Source organism: Streptomyces sp. NPDC006265, assembly GCF_040613555.1.
Taxonomy (GTDB): Bacteria; Actinomycetota; Actinomycetes; order Streptomycetales; family Streptomycetaceae; genus Streptomyces.
In genome coordinates this window covers 1-16,803 of the sequence record NZ_JBEXSH010000093.1, presented here as the reverse complement: position 1 = coordinate 16,803, position 16,803 = coordinate 1, and the positions used below count along the sequence as shown (strand labels likewise).

Below are 16,803 nucleotides of genomic sequence, written 5' to 3'. Positions count from 1 at the left end.
TCCCCCCCCAGACCCTCCGCGCCCAATATCGCGACGGCCCCCGCGGTTCGGGGTGGGGCCCTTCGACGTGTCTCAGCCCTCGTTGTCCTGGTTTTTGTCCACAGCGGGTGCTTCCGGGGCTCCCCAGATGGCATCGGCGATCTTCCGGGCCACATCCTTGAGCATGGCGTCCGGCACGTGGAGGTAGCGCGCCCGCATGCTCGCGGAGGTGCCCGGCTCCCAACCCATGATCTGATCGATGACGCGGTCCGGGACACCGAGCAGCATGAGCACGGTGGCGGCCGTGTGGCGGGCGTCGTGCAGCCGAGCGTTCCGGACCCCCGCGTCTCCCAGCAGCCGCTTCCAGTCGTGATAGTCCGTGTTCGGACTGAGGGGGCCGCCCAGCGGCTTGGTGAACACGTAGTCCGACTCGACCCACAGGTCGCCGGCCGCCTTGCGCTCGCGCTCTTGCGTCTCGGCGTGTGCGCGCAGCATGGCGACCAGCGGGCCCGGCAGGGGCACGGCGCGGCGGCCGGCGCGGGATTTGGTGTTCTTAGTCTCACGCCGGACCTGGACCTTGTCCGGGCAGTACCCCGCCTTCCGGCCGCACGGTGAGGATTCCGGGCACCCGTGCTCGTACCTGGGGCGCAGACGGTTCCGGCGCAGTTTCAAGTACTCGTTGGCGAGGTCGACGTCAGACCAGCGCAATCCCAGCGTCTCGCCCTGCCGCAATCCGAGCGCCAGTGCCAGCATCCAGCGGGCACTGTTCCGACGCTTATTAGCTTCGAGCAGCAGGCACTGAACCTCTTCCACGGAGTAGGGCTCTACCTCGGATTCGTCCTCTTCCATCCGTGGTGGCTTCGCCAGCGCGGCGGCGTTCTTCGCCGCGTAGCCGCGCCGTACGGCCTCCCCCAACGCGGTCCGGGCGGTGCGGTGCGCCTGGTGAGCCGTACCGGCCTTGCGCTCCCCGTTCGCCTGCATGCGGCGGTACAGGCTTTCCAGGTGCTCGGGCTGCAAGCGGTCAAGGCGATGCTTGCCGACGCCGGGCACGAGGTGCACGCGAACGGCCACCTCGTAGCCGTCGTACGTGTTCTCGCTCACCGTCGGCTTGGCGATGTTCTCCACCCAGTGCTGAAGCCACTTCTCAACCGTCCACGCCTTGCCCGGCTGCTGCGCCGAACCCGCGTCGCGCTGCTTCTCCAGCTTCTTGACTTCCTCAACCAGGTCATCGCGCGTCTTGCGCGTGATGTGTCGGCGGTAGGGCTCCCCATTGTCCTTGTAGCCCATCGGGACGCGCGCGTGCCAACGACCATCCGCCCCGTAGTAGATGGCCGATTCGCCGTTGGCGCGGCGGGTGCCCTTCTTCTTCTCTGCCACAGGCAGGCTCCTGTTTCTTGGTGTCGGGATGGGACCGGGGCGGCGGGGTTGTCCTTGTCCGGGAGTCGCCGCCCCGGGCGTCGTCAAGCGGCGCGTTGGGCGGTACGGAGACGGGTGACAAACTCGGGTACCGCGTCGGCGGGTACTCGCCGGAGACGGCCGACGGGTACGGACTCCAGCTCTCCAGAGCGGATGAGCCCGTAGCACGTGGTCCGGCCGATACGGAGGCGGCGGGCGGCCTCTTCGACGGTGAGGAGAACCAACGTGGGGTCGTCGTCGATGGGCGCCGGGGTTCCGTGGTGGTTCACGATTCGCTCCCTAGGCGGGTCAGAGGTTCACGGGGAGTGCCGCCACAGAAACCACGAAATACACAGAAACCTGGGGTAGCGGCTCTGACCTGCGGCGATACTGCGCGGTGGCCGCTGCCACAGAAATCACCGAAGGTCCCACAGAAATAAGGGGGCCGGTCCGGCCCGGCCGGGTCGGGCCTATTTCTGTGGCTTCTCTGCGGGTTTCCGTGGCAGGACGCCGTGTGCCCCCGCCCTGACTGTCTGCGCAGGTCAGGGGCACACGGCGGGTATTTCTGTGATTCTGTGGTTTCTGTGGGCGGTCTCAGGTGGTCGGGTCGGTCAGCCGGGGGTGTACCAGGTAGCGCGGCGAGGGCGGCCGGCCGCGACCTCCGGTGCGGACGGTGGGTTGTGCCCGCACGTAGCCGTGGTCTTCCAGCAGGGTCAGCGTCGGGTCCAAGTCCGCAGCGGTGGGGAACTCGGAGCGGGAGAGCTTGACCATCAGGTCGCGCTTGCTGACTTCGGTCCACCGGTGGGTGCGCAGCGCTTCCAGGACGCTTTGAGCGCGCGCGGTGGTGTTGTCGGCTCCCATGACGTCGAACGCGGCGAGGGCATGGGCGGTGTAGTACTCCCCCAGCTCGATGGCCGCGCGCATGGTGTCTTCGGTGACCGGGTGGGCGTAGCCATTGCCGCCGTGTTCGGCGAGGTGCAGCAGCGCAGCCATACGGGCGGTCGCCCCGGCAAGCTTTCCAGCCCAGTTGGAGATGTGCCCCAGCTTGCCGCCACGTGCCTTGAGCTGCGGCTCAATGCGCTTCTGATACGTGATCAGTGCTGCGTCCGCTTCCGGGGTGAGCTGGATGACAGCGGGGTCGGTCCACTCGGCCAGAGACAGGGTGAGGTCGATGACCCGGGCGGTGTAGGCGGCGGCCGTCTCCTCCGGCACCGGGTCGGTGATGATCTCGCGGTCACCGACCGTGGACACCGGCAGGGAGTACAGGAAGCGGGCCAGCAGTCCGCGTCCCTCGAACCCCTTCACCTTCCCGATGTCCCGCAGCACGTCCGGCTGTACAGCGAGACCGATGGTCAGCGCGGGGGCGTCGATGTACTCGCGGCGGGTTTGCCGGTTCACCCTTAGCCGGTCCCCCGCGTGCCCCTTGAGGAAGACTTCCATGTTGGGGGCGCCGGAGTAGCGGCCGGCGATGATGTCGAAGATGCCGCCCTCAGCACTCATCACCGACAGCCGACCACCCTGCTCGGACATGAGTGAGGTGACCGTCTCGGGTGTCGAGTCATCTGCCAACAGCACCGGTTCGGCAGGGACCGTGAGTGTGTCGGCGGTCTGTGCGAGGCCCACCGCGGTGGCCACCATCTCATCGCGCTTGTCGCCGTCGGCGGACGCGGCCTTGGCGGCGGCCTTGTCCGCCGCTTCCTTGGCCAACCTCGCCGTTAGCTCCGCTTCCACGATCACGGGCTGCATCGCGGTCTTGAGCTGTTTCTCAGCCTCGTAGAGAGGGTTGGTCAGCAGCGCGAAGACGGCGGACTTGCGGTTGGCCGGCGGGAGCGCGACCACCGTGTACAGGTTGGTCGGCTCACGCCAGTTCCCGCGAACGTGGACCACCGACCGGCCGCCGGCCGCCGTGGCGAGCACGGCAAGGGCGACCGATCCGGCGAGGTCCACCGGTGTCTGCGTCTCCTCCGCTACGGCCGCCACGAACTCCCCCAGCCAGGTGGGCAAGACGTGGGCGGGGAACGGCGGACGCTCCCGGCGGCCGGTGAGGGGGATGGGGTCCTCCCACACGTCCGGTGCCGTGTCGTCCTCGCCGTGCGGGTCTTCCAGGGTGGGCAGTCCGGCCCAGAGGTCGGGGCTGTCCACAGACTGTGGAGTCATGAGGCCGCCCTCCCTTCGGCAGTGGTGTGGGGGCAGACGCCGACGATGACGCGGGCGGTCAGCCTGATGACGGCGGCACGGCCCCGGGCTCGTTCGTGATGTCCACAGACACAGAGCCAGTCCGCGACGGGTACGCCCTCGCACTGGATCCGAAGCCCCGGAGCGATGCCGGTGACGGTGACCGTCTGCGGGTCAGAACCAACGGCAGAAAGGACGCCCTTACGGGCGACGCCCTTCGGTTCGCCCACGGTCGGCCGTGGCGAGCGCTGTACGGCGCCCTGAGGGCTGTTCGCGGCGGTTCGGGATGCTTTGTTCATGCCGCACGCTCCACAGCCGTCTCAAGGCCGTTGGCGACCGCGCGGCGCGCGTAGGTCTCCGGGACGCCCACCAAGACAGCGGCGGACACGATCTCCTCACCGATCGCGGCGAGGCCGCACGGTCCGGGACACGCAGCGTGTTGTGCGGCGAGGAACCGAGCGACGCCGAACGCCTGAGATCCGGCACCGGATTCGGTGCGGGCACGCACGAGGGCGAGGCCGCGTTCCAGACCCGTGCGGACGTAGCGCTCTGTGTGGCGGCACCCGGTGGCCACCTGCCGCGACCACGTAGCGCGGGCGGGAAGAGAAGATGCCACCTCCCCCGGGGCGGGGGTGGTCTCTTCCTTCACCAGCAGGGCGCGCACGGCCGCCGGGAGAACGGCCATGCGGCCGGTTCCGGGTCCGAGCCAACGGGCGTACTGCATGAGCGACTTGACGTCGACACCCGGCCGGAGCGCATTCGCGGACGGCATGGCGCCCCGGTAGAGCCAGTGCTCACCGCGCGTCGTCTGCACGACGCGGGTGGCGGGCAGGCTCTCGCAGGCCCATGCGACGGCCGCCGCGTTGTCCAGGTCGACGACGGTGAGCCCCGCCCCTCCGGGGTGGCAGGCGACGGCCACGGCCTCACGCCACACCGGCGCCCACACGGGCGAGGTGAGAATGTGCGGGTCGGTGGTCGCAGCGGCCCACGCGTGGCACGGGGCCGGGCACTGACAGGGGCCCGCCGCTTTCATGTTGGGCCGGCCGCCGCACCGGGGCGGGCGGCCCGTGCAGGAACGGCAGTTGCCGAACGGAATCTTGCCCTGCCGTAGCGGCAGGACCGGAACGCCGGCCGCCGCGAGTTGGAGCGCGGTGTGCAGGTGGTTCCCGTCCGGGTGATCCCCGTCGACGGGACGCCGGGCCTTGCAGTCAGGTGTCATGCTGTAGGTCTCCTGTTCTGCAACGTCGGGATAGGGAGACCGAGGGCGGCGAGTTGTCCTTGTCCGGGAGCCGCCGCCCTCGGGCGTAGCTACTGGCAGTCGGTGAGCGTGTGCACGTACTGCTGACGGACGTAAGCGCGCGGATCGCAGATGGCGCCCGGCTGGTCCATGTCGAGCAGGAACACGGCCGCCGCCTGCGCGGTCTCGGTGGCATCACCGTCCGGGGCATCGGGCTCGTCGAGCAGAGCGATGCGGTCGAGCAGAGCGGCCTTGCGCAGGTAGAACTCCCGGTCCAGCTCGGTGAAGCACTCAGCGTCGGCGAGGCTGTGGGAGATCCATCCGATCTCGCTGTTGATGCTCGGGGCGCCCGCGTATGCCTGCTCGGGGGTGGGCCAGTCCGCCGGGGTGGGGCGGTGGTCGGCGGTGAGGTAGAGGCGGGTGCGCTTGCCGTCGCGGGTCGGGTACCGGCGCACGTTGCCGGTGGCGAACGTGGTGGTCAGTGCGGTGGTGACGCGGTCGGTGTCGGCGGGGTCGCAGATGACGCGGATCTCGAACACGGGGGCTCCTGTCAGCCGTAGAACTTGTTGCGCTTGATGACGGCTTTGCGGATGTTGACCGTGGTTCCGCCGCCGTGGCCGCTCGCGCTGAACACCTGCACGGCGATCCAGCCGCCGAAGATGACGGCGGCGAGGATGACGAGTTGAGTCACCAGGGCGGTCAGGGCGGCGATGAACGTGGTGAGCATGAGCAGTCCGCCGCACACGGCGAGGAACCCGACACCCCCGAGCGCGATGTTCACCGCCGTCCGGGAGACGGCCGGCTTGTGCGCGACCGGTTCGGGCTTGGCGGGCTCGATGGCGTAGCCGGTGATGACGCGGCCGTCGGGCAGGACCACGCTCGCCACCGTCGGGATGGTGCCCGGCTGCACGGGCACGAGCGGGGCGGTGTGCATGGGGGCGAGGGGCGTCGGGGTGTGGACTTCCACGGCCGCCGTCTCGTGTCCGGCGCGGTGGCCGTACGCGGTGGGTTCGTTCACGTCCTGGTCTCCCTACTAGCGGCCGGCGTCGGCGAGGGCGCCGGTGACGGCGGTGACGAGCTGGTTGACGGTGTCGGCCGCACCGGTGTCGGCGAGGTAGAAGCCGAAGAGCGCGACGACGACGGCCACGCCGGCGCCGACCGCCTTGAAGCGCAGCAACAGCAGCAGGGCGACGGCGAGCAGCAGTACGAGCGGGATGGTGATGACCATGAGGCCTCCGGAGCGGTGGTCAGCGGGTGCCGGCGCGGTAGGTGCGCGCGGCGCGGTTGTAGATCCAGCGGCCGACGCGTATGCGCTTGCCGGTGGCGTCGCAGCGGCGGCAGTCCTTGCCGCGCCGGGTCTTGCCCTTGCGGTCGGTCTTGAAGCCGTGGCCCATGCCGTCGCACTTGCGGCAGTCCCCGAACGGGCTCAGCCAGCACTTGACGATGTAACCGAGGGTGACGAACAGCAGGAATGCGGTAGCGAGCGCTGCAAGGCTCATCAGGGGCCTCTCAGAGGGGTTGAAGGGGGTTTCCGCAGGTCGGCCGCTACGTGCTAGCGACCTGATCAGGGGCGGTTTCGGTCGCTAGCAGGGTTGCTACCGGTAGCGACGTCTGCCGCTACCGGTAGCGCCCTCCGAGACCTATCCGGCGTCCCGCTTCTTGTTGCGCTCCGTAATCGCGGTGGCGATGTCGTCGCGCTTGATGCCGCGCTTGTTGACCTGTTCGCCGTCGATGCGCCGGCTGATCTGCACGGTGCCGATGCCGAACGGCTTGAGCGCGGCGGTGAGCGCTTCGGCCTTGGGCTTGGGCTCCAGTTCGGCCCACGGGCCGTAGACGTCCGGGCGCAGGTCGGCGAGACGGTCTACGACCGTTTCGGACCACACCTTGGCCTCGCCCTTGCCCAGGACGGCCGCGACGTCGTCAAGGATCGTCGCGGACGTCTCCGGGGCCGGGACCTCGCCGGCCGCGTCACCCGACAGCGTCCCTTCGGCCTCGCGCAGCGCGGCGGCACGGGTCAGGATGCGGTCGGCGTCGCGGCCGTCGGCGAGGTAGGTCCGCACGATCCCGGAGTCGTCGGACATGCCCTTGAGCAGACCGACGCCCTTGTGGGACTTGAGCAGCTTGGACGCGTCCAGGCCCTCCGAGTACGACCCGGCACCGAGGATGGTGTCGGAGACCTGGTAGGCGCCGACCCGCAGGGCGAACCGGGCCTGATGCTGGTCACGCAGCTCCGAGGGGCACGCCTTGTCGTCCGGCTTCTGCGTCGCGGTCATCACCGAGACACCGACGGCCGGGGCGACCCGGGCGAGGTAGACCATCAGGGACAGGATTTCCTTGCCGTGCTCGGGGTGGGTCAGGTACTCCTGCACCTCGTCCACCACGAACAGCGTGAGAGGCATGTTGAGCTTCTTGTCCCGGCTGATCTCCGGGGTGAGCTTGCCCTCCGGGCAGACGTGCAGCGGCAGTTCGGACAGCCGGTGGTACCGGTCCTCGACGTCCGCCTTGAGTTCCCGCAGCGAGGTCAGCAGGTGCTGAACCGGGTCGAACCCGTTCTTCGGCACGATGCCGAACCCGATGCGGTGCGCGACCAGGGCGAACTTCCGCCAGTCCGGCGACGCCTTGCCGTCGAACACGTACAGGCGCACGTACGGGTCCAGCGCGGCGGCGAGGGCGATCGTGCGGGCGGAGAACGTCTTGCCCTGCCGGGGAACGGCTCCGACCAGCAGCGACAGCCACAGCATCGTGGCCATGACCGGGTTGCCGCGCTCGTCGACACCCCACGGGAACGGCTTCCAGAAGTCCACCCGTGTCGCCCCCAGCAGCGGGGACTTGCCCGACGGGACGGCGAGCGGGTCACGGTCGGCGATCCAGTACGACACCCGCCGCCCGCTCGTCTCGTCCTTGTCCAGGAAGAGTTGAGTGGGGGCGATGTCCATGCCGGAGGCGAGGCGGGCGTGAGCCTTGACCGCGTCCTCGAAGGTCTTGCCGTACGGCAGGTCGACGATCACGCGCCAGCCGTAGCCGTCCCGGCCGATCGGCCGCGGGAAGGCAATCGTCTGATCCTTAGTGGTCAGCCCGGACGCCTCGTGAGCGCGGATGACGATGTCCGAGGACAGCCGCCGCTTGCGGAACGTCACCTTGGCCATGTCGATGAGCGGCCGGTCCGCCGGCGCCCCGACCACACCAAGGGTGGTGGTCAGCGTCGCCACGGCCAGCATGAGCAGCCAGGACGGCGCCATGACGTACAGGGTCAGCGCGGCGGCCAGGCCGACGAATCCGGCGATCGTCGCCACGATCCCCCGCAGTCGGACGCGGTCGTTGCGCTGCCGCGACAGCTTCAGGTACTCCGCCGCGTCCTCGTTGGCCACGGACGCCAGGCGCAGCGACTTGCCCTCCGAGTCGAACACCCACCGGCCGATCGCGGTCGACCACCGCCACGCACCGCGCGGCGAGTACATGCAGACCTTCGGCGTGTACACGAGCGGCAACCGGACCGCGTGGTAGCCGGCCACGGCGGAGTAGTGCCGGATCGCCCACTTGCGGACGGCCTTGCGCTGGTCGGGGAGCTTCACCCAGTGCGGCAGCACCGGCATACGGGCCTTGTCCTTGGCCTCCATCCATTCCGCGACCGAGGGCGGGTAGACCTCGCGCGGCGGGTCGACCGGCGCCCCCTCGCTCAGTCCCTCGGCCTCCGGGTCGTCGGTGTCGGGGAGTTCGGCCTCCCACTCCCCCGGCTTCACCACACCGGCCGGCGCAGCCGTGTCGGTGGGGTCGGTCTTCTTCAGCGGGAACGGCACGATGTCGGCCGTCGGCTGTTCGGCGTCCTCCGGGCCCTGAGGGGGCGGGAAGGCGGTGGTTTCCGTCACGATGTACGCACTCCTTCGGGAGTCGAAGGGTCCGGCCGGCTTGCTGTGGAAGGTCGGGCGGCCGGACCCGGGATCGATCGTGAGGCCGTGGAAGGGCCGTAACTATCACGACTTCCTGATAGTTCTGGCCATGGCCTCATGCTTTGTGTTCGTCGTGCTGGTCGTGCTCAGGCGGCGCGGTGTTCCTCGGGGAAGGCGCAGGTCACGCAGGTTCCGAGCGTGGGCGGGATGACGTATCCGGCGTCCTGGTGGCACTCGGGGCAGGTGCGGCGGGCGCGCATCATCGCGGCGTGGGCCCGCCACCGGCCCGGGGTCATCGGCCGGACCGGTTTCGCGAGGTCGACGCGGTACAGGTAGGCGACCAGCGGCGGGCGGCCCCGCCGTCGGGGGCGTTCGAGCTGGGCGGCGACGTCCTGACCACCGGGGCGCAGGTCGCGGGCCCGCAGTTGGCGGCGGGTGGCGTAGCCGTCCGGGGCGAGGTGCCACCGGAAGACCGGCAGCGTGCTCATGCCGCGCCGCGCCGTCCGGGTCGGCGGCCGGTCACCGACCCGAGCAGCCGCCCGAGACGGGCCCGGCGGGGTCCGGACCGGCCGGACCGCTTGGCCGCGTACATGGCCTCATCAGCGCGGCGCAGCAGCGCGGACAGGTCCTCGCCCGGGTGGTCGGCGGCCCGTACCCACCCCAGCGACACCGTGGTGTGCACGTCGGGTGCGGTGTCGACCGGGCGGGCGAGCACGCGGGCGAGGGTGTGGAGCCGGTCGGCGGCCGTGCCGTCTCGGTCGACGACGACGGCGGCGAATTCGTCCCCACCGAGCCGTCCCGCGACACCGCCGGGGGTGGTGCCGTGGGCGAGGCGGGCGGCGACCGTGGCGAGCAGCGCGTCACCGGCGGCGTGGCCGTGGGTGTCGTTGATCTGCTTGAAGTGGTCGACGTCCGCGAGCACGATCACGGCGCGCGGGTCGCGCAGCAGACGGCGGGCCCGCCGCGTGAACGCGTCTCGCGTCCACAGGCCGGTGAGCGGGTCACGGCGGGCCGTGGTCAGCCGTCCGTGCAACCAGCGGGCGTGTACCGCCCACCCGATGACGGGCGGCACGGCCGGTAAGAGCGCGGCGAGGGTGCTCACGGCGTCACCGCCGTGGTGGCGCGTTCGGCGAGCAGGGCGTCACGCAGCTTGCGGGCGTTCGCCGGCGAGGTGCGCAGGGCCCGGCGGATGCCCTCCCCGGTCACCTCAGCGTCAGTCCATCCGGCCGTCGCCTTGCGCGCTTCCGCCATGAGCTGTTCGGGAGTGCGGCGGGTGCGGGTCGACTTGGCGGCGACCGGAACACGGCCCGTCGCCCGACGCGGCGCGGTCGACGCGGCCGGGACCGAACGGGCGGGTGTCGGGGCGATCGGGACCGGCTTCACCGTGGGTGTGACGGCGGGTATCGGCTTCATGCCGCCGCCCGACTTACCGAGGTCGACCGGCACCGCATCGGGCACCGCAAGCCGCGTCAGGGTGACCGTGGCCGGGGCCGATACAGGCAGGTCAGAGGTAGACCGTTCTCGACTACTTCCGGTCGATTCCTCCGCATTCGTGACTACGGCAGGAATCGGGGAGGCGGTGCCGAACATCGACGCAAGGGCCGCGTTCGCGCCGTCGGTGATCCGGTCGCGCTGGACGTCCAGCAGCCTCGATCCGAGCGCAGCGTCCCCGACCCCGGCCCGGCGGGCCAGACGCCACGACGCCCGATCGGACCGCTTCCGCACCCGGCTCACCGGGTGGTGCGCGGCACGCGCCCGGTGGTAGGCGAGGGCCTGGACGACGTCGGCGGTGCGGCGCTCGTTCTCCGCGTCACGGCCGTCGGTGTGAACGACGATCCGACGCGCGAGGAACGCCATGCCCTCAGCCGAGACAGACATGCCCATCGGGGTCAGCGCGTAGACGACCGTGCGGCCCGGGTCCGGCGCGGCCATGGCGCCCATGACGGCGGCGGCGGCCGGCAAGGCCCACAGCCCGATCCGTACGACCCGCGGCGAGGACTGGCCCAGCATGGTCAGCCCCAGCAACACCAGGGCGAGCACGGCCGTGGCGCCCTCGCCGGCACCGAGCGCACCGAGCGCGGTCCCCGTGCCGTAGGCGTGACCGATGTTGCTGTACGTGCCGATCCCGCCGACCACGCCCGTGGCGAGCATCGGCACGAACGCGGCCGCCAGAACACCGATCTGCACCTTCGTCAGAGGCTTGCGAGTCTCACTCATGCCGCACCCCCCAGGGCGAACACGACGGCCACGATGAGCAGCGCGCCGCCAGCGCACGTCAGGTCGACCGCCCGGCGCAGGCAGGTGAACTTGGCGACCGCCAGACGGGACAGACCCGCGATGTCAGCGGCGAGATCCCGGGAAACAGCGGTGTCGGTGATCTGCTCGGGGGTGAGCGTGGCCCAGAGCGGGAAGCCGTGCCGTCCGCCCAGGTTCGGGCGCACCGACCGCAGCAGCAGCCCCGCCGCCCCGATCAGCAGCGTCATCCCCAACCCGCCGGCCACGTACGCGGGAACGTTCAGGGGCAGGTCACGGGCGACCGTCCAGGCGCCGGCGAGCACCGCGCCGACGAACGCCAGCAGCAGCGCGGTCTTGGCGTCGGTCCGCGCAATCTCCGCCTTCACTTCGGCGTGCGCGGTCGTCAGGTTCTGTGTCACGGCGCTCATGCCGCTTCCCCCGTCCCCGACCGGTGGCCGCGAACCGTACGCAGGAACGGCACCGTGCGGGTCAGCGCGTCCGCGTACAGGGCGTCCCAACCGGCGATCTCGTCACCGGCCTCCGCCTCCGCGCACAGGTCGGCGAGGACGTCACGGGCCGCGTCCTCACGGGCGGCACGCTCGCCGTCCGTCTCGAACTCCAGCGGTCCCCGGAACAGGTCGATGTCGATGCCGAGCGCCAGTTCCGCGAACTCGATGTCGCCGTGGGCCTCCTGGCCGGCGACGAAGGTGCGCATACGCATGGTGGGTCTCTCCTTGGATGTCGGGATGGAGACCGGGGCGGCGGGTTGTCCTTGTCCGGGAGCCGCCGCACCGGATTGAGGGCCAACGCCGCACGTAGCGGCGGGCCAAGTGCCCCGGACCGGACTCGAACCGGTCAATGCCTACGGGGCCCGCGATCTTTGCCCTTGTCTCACCGCACGTATCGGCTCCGCCCGCCCGGTAGGGGCGGCGTGGGGAGAAGGTGCTTGCTGCTCTCGTGTGCGGCAGGGCCTACGGCTTATCGCTGTTGCCTGCATGAATCTGACGGCCGCTCTTCCCGTGTGCAGGTTGCGGTGCGTCCTCTGTTGAGTTCTCAAGGAACCGTCGCTGCCTTTGAACCCCTTTCGAGGGCCCTCCGGGCGGTGCACGGACGGTGCACACTCCCCGCATCTCTGCGTGGTGTGTATTACCTACCACTCACGTTGGCAGATGGATTCCGCGCCGTCAACCCGTGGTTTTCGACTCGGACCCGCCAGCCTTCTCGTGCGGTGGTGATTCAACTGTCGCCAGATGACGGGGATTTCGGGAGCGTGTACTTGGGGGTGCACTCGTGCACTCCGACGTGCAAACCCTCTGCATCATGGCTCTGACCTGCGTAGAGTGACGATGAGTCAAGCTGGTACTACGGCCGCTCTCTGGGGGTTCGATGGCAGACCGGAACGCCGGACTGGCCGCGCTCATGCAGGAAGCCGACTTCTCCCACAAGTCCCTTGCTCGCGCGGTGGTCACCGCTGCCGCTCAGTCAGGCGAGGACGTCACCTGTGACCACACGTACGTGACCAGGTGGCTCAAGGGCTCCATCCCGCGCGGCAACATGCCGCAGTTCATTGCCGACGCGATCGGGCGCAAGGTGGGGCGTCGCCTCACGATCGATGACATCGGAATGGGCGACGCGGCAGTGTCGGCCGTGCAGCCTGAGTTGGGGCTTGACTTCGCGGACAGGCCGGAAAGCACGGCCAAGACCGTGGCCGACCTCTGGCGTGCCGACCTAGCCGACGCTGAGACGCTGGTTCGGGCCCTGCCGGATTCTGCGGCTTGGAACGCCGCGTCCCTCCGCTGGATCGTGGCCCCTCCGGACGGAGAGCTGACGCGGACAGGCAACCGGGCGGTCGGCGCGGTGGACGTGGACATGGTGCGCTCGACAGCCGACGCGTTCAGCATGCTCGACGGCAAGTTCGGCGGTGGGCACGCCCGGCGGGCGCTGATCCAGTACCTGCACACGGATGTCCGGCCGATGCTCGACGGGAAGTACTCCGACGACGTGGGCAGGCAACTGCACTCGGCCGTGGCGGAAGCGCTCCTACTCGCCGGCTGGATGTCGTACGACAGCGGCCTTCACGGCATCGCTCAGCGGTACCTCATCCAGGCGCTTCGCATGACGCAAGCGGCCGGTGACAGGCTTCTCGGCGGAAGCGTCCTGTCGGCCATGAGCCATCAGGCCACGTTCCTCGGGCGGTACCAGGACGCTGTGACGCTCGCCCGTGCCGCATACACCGGTCCCGGTCCTGCACTGGGGCCGACAATGGCCGCGCAGTTCCGCGCGATGGAGGCACGGGCACTGGCCCGACTCGGGGATGAGCGTGGCTGTGACCTCGCCCTTGCGGAGGCGGAAAGCAGGCTTAACCAGCGGACGGCCGACAGCGACCCGCCGTACATCGCGTACTTCGACGAAGTGGAGCTTGCTGCCGAGATAGGCCACTGCTTTCGCGACCTGGGGCGTTCCGTCGAAGCTGCGCAGCGAGGTGGGGTCTCCATCTTCGGCGACGGCCTGAACAACCGAAGCGACTTCTTCGCGACGATGGTTCAGGCTGAGACATACATCAACCAAGGGGAGATCGGCCCTGGATTTGATATCGCGCTGAGTGCGCTGCAACTCGGCGAAGGTCTGAAGTCTGCGCGCTGCGTGCAGTACGTGCGAGAATTTCAAGGACGCGTCACGGCCGGGATGAGGCGGGCCACGGAGTTCCGTGGGTTCGAGGAGCAGGCCCGTGGCTTCTGCCTCTGGCAACAGGCGTGACGTTCTGTTCTGACATTTACGACGGGGGAATTCGAGGTGGGCATGTCGGACGCCACCGCGGCCATCTTGGCAGCTCTCGTGGGGGCTATTGTCGCCCTCACCGTTGGGGCCCTCGCCTTCGCCGCAGCCATGAAGCAAGTGAATAAGACGGCACTTGCCCAGCGAGAGCAGGCTTTCTGGGATCACCGTCGGAACACTTACGCAAATTACCTAGATGCGCTGTCAACCTTCTGGGAGCTAGTTAACAACGACTCTCAACGCCCGCCATCAGATGATGAACTTTCAGACACGCGGGCCGCGCTCTCTAAGATCCGTCGCGCATGGGACCTGCTGGTACTTGAGGAGAGGGAGGAGAGAGGAGCTATATGGAGAGCCGCTGGCGACCTCGAAGATCTATGCGCCTTCTGCTTCGAGAACCTTGAGGAATGGGCCCGCGCCGCGCATGTTCATGGTCTACACGACCTCTCGCGCTACGTGACGCGGCGTGATGAATATACGGAGCATATAGCATCCTCAGTCGCAGAGATTCGCGACGTTCTCCGTAAGGAACTGCATAGGTCTATATCCGTCTAGACTAGAATGGCGCCCAGGTCCGGCGAGAGCCACCCGAACGCAGCGTTTCCACCCGCTTGGCCACTTCGTCGGCCGCACGAGGATTGGTGCCGGCGTTTTGCGAAAGCCAGGTGACCATGAGGAGTTCGCGAATACTCCGGAGAACGGCGTACCCGGACCATTTCCGTACGTCAAACCCGTACCCGGCAACGAAATCGGCGTACTCGGATTCTGTGTGCCAACCGAAGCTGTCGTAATACATGGCGGTCTGCATAAGGTCCCACTCTCGGGGGCCCGCGACGAACCCGTCCAGGTCTATGACCTTCGGACGCCCGACCGCGTCACGCAGGACGTTGCCGACGTTGAAGTCACCGTGCAGATGGCCCGCCGGAAGTGCGAAGCGAAGACGGCTGTACTCGGCCATCAGATCGTCGGCCATGGACCGGAGAAACGAGCGCGTGGTGTCCGGGATGGCGGCACGCTTCAAGCGCTGCGCCACCTTGTCAAAAGGCTGAAGGAGCGGGAGCGAAATAGGCGGCGGTTCCAAGTCGTGAAGCCGCCGCAACAGTTCGCCCATTTCCCCTGTACTCGCGTATGTGTCTCCGTCGGAGAGACCTTCCCAGAATGTCACCGGATGGCCCTGAATAACGACCGGCTGTTCAGCTGTCGTGACGAGTCGCGCCGCCGGATATCCCTCGGCTGCGAGCCACTCCGCCACGGCCACTTCCCTCCGCACGGATGTGAGCCGATCGGGACTCCGGCCGACCCGGGAGACGATACGGCCGCCGTCCACGCGGAACACCGCATGGTCGCCAAGCCGCAGCATCTCAATTCCGCCCGGGTCCACGTCCGCGACCTCGCACGCCTTGCGCAAGATGGCGCCCGCTGCGTCAGCGTCGAATTCGGTTCGTTCGGTCGTCGTCATGCCGTCTGAGTCCCCCGTCCGACCGGCAATGCACGGACTTCCCGCCCGCGTGTAGCACCTTTGCCGATGAGCCCTTGCCCCTCCAACTGCGCTATGGCGGAACGGACGGCCGTCCGCGACGCTCCGAACTGCTCGCACAGCTCCTTCTCGGTGGGGAAGCGATCTCCGACCCTGACCCCGTCGGCCCGCAACAGGTCGGTCACCTTCTCGACCAACGGCCGTCGGTCGCCGGTCCCCGCCACGAACCACCCGGCACCCTGTACCGACTCGATGACGCCCTCACCCTTGAGCGCGGCAAGCGCCCGCTCGATGGTGCTGCGGCTCACGCCGTACTCGCTCGCGAGTACCGACTGAGACGGCAGCGCTTCAGTGATCTCGCCCTGCCTGATCTTCTCGCGGAGGGATTCGGAGACCTCCAAGTACGTACCTCGCGGACTGCCCTGCGGCACGTGGCCTCCCCTTCCTCTGCCTCGCCGGCGTCCCGGTGGGCGCCTAACGGATTCAACTTTGCCACGTGCCCCGCGACTGACCGATGGTCTCGCCTCCCCTGTTCCGGTCTCGTACTCTCCGCCAGTGCTTCCCCGGGCACGACGCAGAAGGGCCCCACCGCGAGGTGGGGCCCTTCGATGCGCGGACTTCGTGGCGCCCGAAAGCCTAGGGGCGGTTGCCGCCGTTCCAGATGTAGACACCCGTGGTGCCCGCGCCGTACCAACTCTCCGGACCAACCTCGGCCGTGAGAGACGGGTACTCGCTGATGGACTCCCGAACCTCTGCCGGGTCCACGTGCCCGTACGGCTGGTTGAAGACCAGGGCGGGCCTGCCGGTGGTCCGGGAAAGCCACGTGGTCGTGTGGTCGTAGAACCCCGGCTTGCCGTGGCATTCCCTCTTGGCGCAGCGGCCCTTGTCGAGCCAGTGAAGCCCGGACTGACACCCCGTGTTGCCGATCTTGAGGTCGTACCGGTCCGCCCAGTCCAGCAGGTCCGCGCGCATCTGGACGTAGATGTTCGGGCCATAGGGCCAGTGCACGCCGTCGGCGTCGCGGTCGAGCACGCCCCGGGCGCGATCATCCAGAGAGCTGATCAGTTCCTTCTGGTCAGCGCTCTGGCAGCTCCAACACCACCATTGCGCTTCGCCGATCCCGGAGCCGAAGTACAGTCCCTGCCGGGATCGTCCGCATCCCTCGCAGTCATACATGATCTAGCTCCTTCACTTCTCGTCAGGCCCGGTTCGGTGCTGTCGGGAACGGTTCAGACAGTTCCGTCCCTCCAGAGGAACCGAAAGGCAGAACCACCTGGCTCCCGGCGGTTCAGAACCACCCGGAATCACCGTGTATGACCTGGGCTTTTGTCTGAACTGCACCCAGTCATGCGCTTATCATCGCGCGGAGCGCGCTTCCGCAGTCCCAGAACCACAGATTTGATCGAGTAGCCGTAGCCAAGCTGACTCTCTCCGAGCTGCTCGTTGTCCTGGTCTTTGTCCAGTGCACCGACGGCCGCCCCTGTCCGCCGCCGTACGCACACCCCCTCTGACCTGGCACGCGAACCCTCACGGACGCCCCTGTACGGCCACGCGGACAGTTGGAAAGCGTGTTGGGGGCAACCCCTCACGAGTTCGAATCTCGTATCCTCCGCAGCCGCCTGAACAGGCGAAACGAAGCGCCG

The 16,803-nt window shown here is 68.7% G+C and carries 19 protein-coding genes; 2 read left to right on the top strand and 17 right to left on the bottom strand.

Going from position 1 to position 16,803, the window contains the following annotated elements; all coding sequences use genetic code 11:
- Positions 1-72: 72 nt before the first annotated feature.
- From ABZ281_RS11025 to ABZ281_RS10960, 14 genes are all read right to left on the bottom strand, one after another.
- Positions 73-1,356 carry a site-specific integrase gene (locus tag ABZ281_RS11025; RefSeq protein ID WP_356654245.1) on the bottom strand — a complete coding sequence of 428 codons (1,284 nt, stop codon included), beginning with the start codon at positions 1,354-1,356 and terminating at the stop codon, positions 73-75.
- An 83-nt stretch (positions 1,357-1,439) separates the two neighbouring features.
- Positions 1,440-1,664, bottom strand: coding sequence for an excisionase family DNA-binding protein (locus ABZ281_RS11020; RefSeq protein ID WP_356654243.1), 225 nt, complete (start codon positions 1,662-1,664; stop codon positions 1,440-1,442).
- Between the two features lie 304 nt (positions 1,665-1,968).
- The gene (locus tag ABZ281_RS11015; RefSeq protein WP_356654249.1) at positions 1,969-3,516 is read right to left on the bottom strand and encodes a YfjI family protein; all 1,548 of its coding nucleotides are present in this window, start codon (positions 3,514-3,516) and stop codon (positions 1,969-1,971) included.
- A 328-nt stretch (positions 3,517-3,844) separates the two neighbouring features.
- Positions 3,845-4,768, bottom strand: coding sequence for a bifunctional DNA primase/polymerase (locus ABZ281_RS11010; RefSeq protein WP_356654241.1), 924 nt, complete (start codon positions 4,766-4,768; stop codon positions 3,845-3,847).
- A gap of 89 nt (positions 4,769-4,857) precedes the next feature.
- Positions 4,858-5,325, bottom strand: a complete 468-nt coding sequence (locus tag ABZ281_RS11005; RefSeq protein WP_356654239.1) for a hypothetical protein — start codon at positions 5,323-5,325, stop codon at positions 4,858-4,860.
- 11 nt (positions 5,326-5,336) lie between these two features.
- Positions 5,337-5,804, bottom strand: a complete 468-nt coding sequence (locus tag ABZ281_RS11000; protein ID WP_356654237.1) for a hypothetical protein — start codon at positions 5,802-5,804, stop codon at positions 5,337-5,339.
- A gap of 15 nt (positions 5,805-5,819) precedes the next feature.
- On the bottom strand, positions 5,820-6,014 hold the full coding sequence (locus ABZ281_RS10995) for a hypothetical protein (protein ID WP_356654235.1): 195 nt from the start codon (positions 6,012-6,014) through the stop codon (positions 5,820-5,822).
- A 19-nt stretch (positions 6,015-6,033) separates the two neighbouring features.
- On the bottom strand, positions 6,034-6,285 hold the full coding sequence (locus tag ABZ281_RS10990; protein WP_356654233.1) for a hypothetical protein: 252 nt from the start codon (positions 6,283-6,285) through the stop codon (positions 6,034-6,036).
- A 141-nt stretch (positions 6,286-6,426) separates the two neighbouring features.
- A complete protein-coding gene (locus ABZ281_RS10985) occupies positions 6,427-8,652 on the bottom strand; it encodes a cell division protein FtsK (RefSeq protein WP_356654231.1) in 2,226 nt (741 codons plus the stop codon).
- A 167-nt stretch (positions 8,653-8,819) separates the two neighbouring features.
- Positions 8,820-9,161: an RRQRL motif-containing zinc-binding protein gene (locus ABZ281_RS10980; protein WP_356654229.1), complete on the bottom strand. Its 342-nt coding sequence runs from the start codon at positions 9,159-9,161 to the stop codon at positions 8,820-8,822.
- On the bottom strand, positions 9,158-9,775 hold the full coding sequence (locus tag ABZ281_RS10975; protein ID WP_356654227.1) for a GGDEF domain-containing protein: 618 nt from the start codon (positions 9,773-9,775) through the stop codon (positions 9,158-9,160). Before ABZ281_RS10975 ends, ABZ281_RS10980 begins: the two co-directional genes overlap by 4 nt.
- On the bottom strand, positions 9,772-10,890 hold the full coding sequence (locus ABZ281_RS10970; protein WP_356654225.1) for a conjugal transfer protein: 1,119 nt from the start codon (positions 10,888-10,890) through the stop codon (positions 9,772-9,774). The genes ABZ281_RS10975 and ABZ281_RS10970 overlap by 4 nt, the downstream gene beginning before the upstream one ends.
- A complete protein-coding gene (locus ABZ281_RS10965; RefSeq protein WP_356654223.1) occupies positions 10,887-11,336 on the bottom strand; it encodes a Pycsar system effector family protein in 450 nt (149 codons plus the stop codon). The genes ABZ281_RS10970 and ABZ281_RS10965 overlap by 4 nt, the downstream gene beginning before the upstream one ends.
- Positions 11,333-11,623 carry a hypothetical protein gene (locus ABZ281_RS10960; protein WP_356654247.1) on the bottom strand — a complete coding sequence of 97 codons (291 nt, stop codon included), beginning with the start codon at positions 11,621-11,623 and terminating at the stop codon, positions 11,333-11,335. The genes ABZ281_RS10965 and ABZ281_RS10960 overlap by 4 nt, the downstream gene beginning before the upstream one ends.
- A 671-nt stretch (positions 11,624-12,294) precedes the next feature.
- Here ABZ281_RS10960 and ABZ281_RS10955 point away from each other — a divergent pair.
- Both ABZ281_RS10955 and ABZ281_RS10950 read left to right on the top strand, forming a co-directional pair.
- Positions 12,295-13,665 carry a hypothetical protein gene (locus ABZ281_RS10955; protein ID WP_356654221.1) on the top strand — a complete coding sequence of 457 codons (1,371 nt, stop codon included), beginning with the start codon at positions 12,295-12,297 and terminating at the stop codon, positions 13,663-13,665.
- A 42-nt stretch (positions 13,666-13,707) separates the two neighbouring features.
- A complete protein-coding gene (locus ABZ281_RS10950; RefSeq protein ID WP_356654219.1) occupies positions 13,708-14,238 on the top strand; it encodes a hypothetical protein in 531 nt (176 codons plus the stop codon).
- Position 14,239: 1 nt separating this feature from the next.
- On the opposite strand, the gene ABZ281_RS10945 is transcribed toward ABZ281_RS10950, so the two are convergent.
- From ABZ281_RS10945 to ABZ281_RS10935, 3 genes are all read right to left on the bottom strand, one after another.
- Positions 14,240-15,142: an aminoglycoside phosphotransferase family protein gene (locus ABZ281_RS10945; RefSeq protein ID WP_356654217.1), complete on the bottom strand. Its 903-nt coding sequence runs from the start codon at positions 15,140-15,142 to the stop codon at positions 14,240-14,242.
- The gene (locus ABZ281_RS10940) at positions 15,139-15,591 is read right to left on the bottom strand and encodes a GntR family transcriptional regulator (protein ID WP_356654215.1); all 453 of its coding nucleotides are present in this window, start codon (positions 15,589-15,591) and stop codon (positions 15,139-15,141) included. Before ABZ281_RS10940 ends, ABZ281_RS10945 begins: the two co-directional genes overlap by 4 nt.
- Before the next feature lie 205 nt (positions 15,592-15,796).
- Positions 15,797-16,336 carry a hypothetical protein gene (locus ABZ281_RS10935; protein WP_356654213.1) on the bottom strand — a complete coding sequence of 180 codons (540 nt, stop codon included), beginning with the start codon at positions 16,334-16,336 and terminating at the stop codon, positions 15,797-15,799.
- Positions 16,337-16,803 lie beyond the last annotated feature (467 nt).

Bases quoted from the DNA above. Each gene is read 5' to 3' on its own strand.
- ABZ281_RS10945 (WP_356654217.1), bottom strand. From the start codon at position 15,142: ATGACGACGACCGAACGAACCGAATTCGACGCTGACGCAGCGGGCGCC.
- ABZ281_RS10950 (WP_356654219.1), top strand. From the start codon at position 13,708: ATGTCGGACGCCACCGCGGCCATCTTGGCAGCTCTCGTGGGGGCTATT.
- ABZ281_RS10990 (WP_356654233.1), bottom strand. From the start codon at position 6,285: ATGAGCCTTGCAGCGCTCGCTACCGCATTCCTGCTGTTCGTCACCCTC.
- ABZ281_RS10965 (WP_356654223.1), bottom strand. From the start codon at position 11,336: ATGAGCGCCGTGACACAGAACCTGACGACCGCGCACGCCGAAGTGAAG.
- ABZ281_RS10935 (WP_356654213.1), bottom strand. From the start codon at position 16,336: ATGTATGACTGCGAGGGATGCGGACGATCCCGGCAGGGACTGTACTTC.
- ABZ281_RS10970 (WP_356654225.1), bottom strand. From the start codon at position 10,890: ATGAGTGAGACTCGCAAGCCTCTGACGAAGGTGCAGATCGGTGTTCTG.
- ABZ281_RS10995 (WP_356654235.1), bottom strand. From the start codon at position 6,014: ATGGTCATCACCATCCCGCTCGTACTGCTGCTCGCCGTCGCCCTGCTG.
- ABZ281_RS10955 (WP_356654221.1), top strand. From the start codon at position 12,295: ATGGCAGACCGGAACGCCGGACTGGCCGCGCTCATGCAGGAAGCCGAC.
- ABZ281_RS11010 (WP_356654241.1), bottom strand. From the start codon at position 4,768: ATGACACCTGACTGCAAGGCCCGGCGTCCCGTCGACGGGGATCACCCG.
- ABZ281_RS10980 (WP_356654229.1), bottom strand. From the start codon at position 9,161: ATGAGCACGCTGCCGGTCTTCCGGTGGCACCTCGCCCCGGACGGCTAC.
- ABZ281_RS10960 (WP_356654247.1), bottom strand. From the start codon at position 11,623: ATGCGCACCTTCGTCGCCGGCCAGGAGGCCCACGGCGACATCGAGTTC.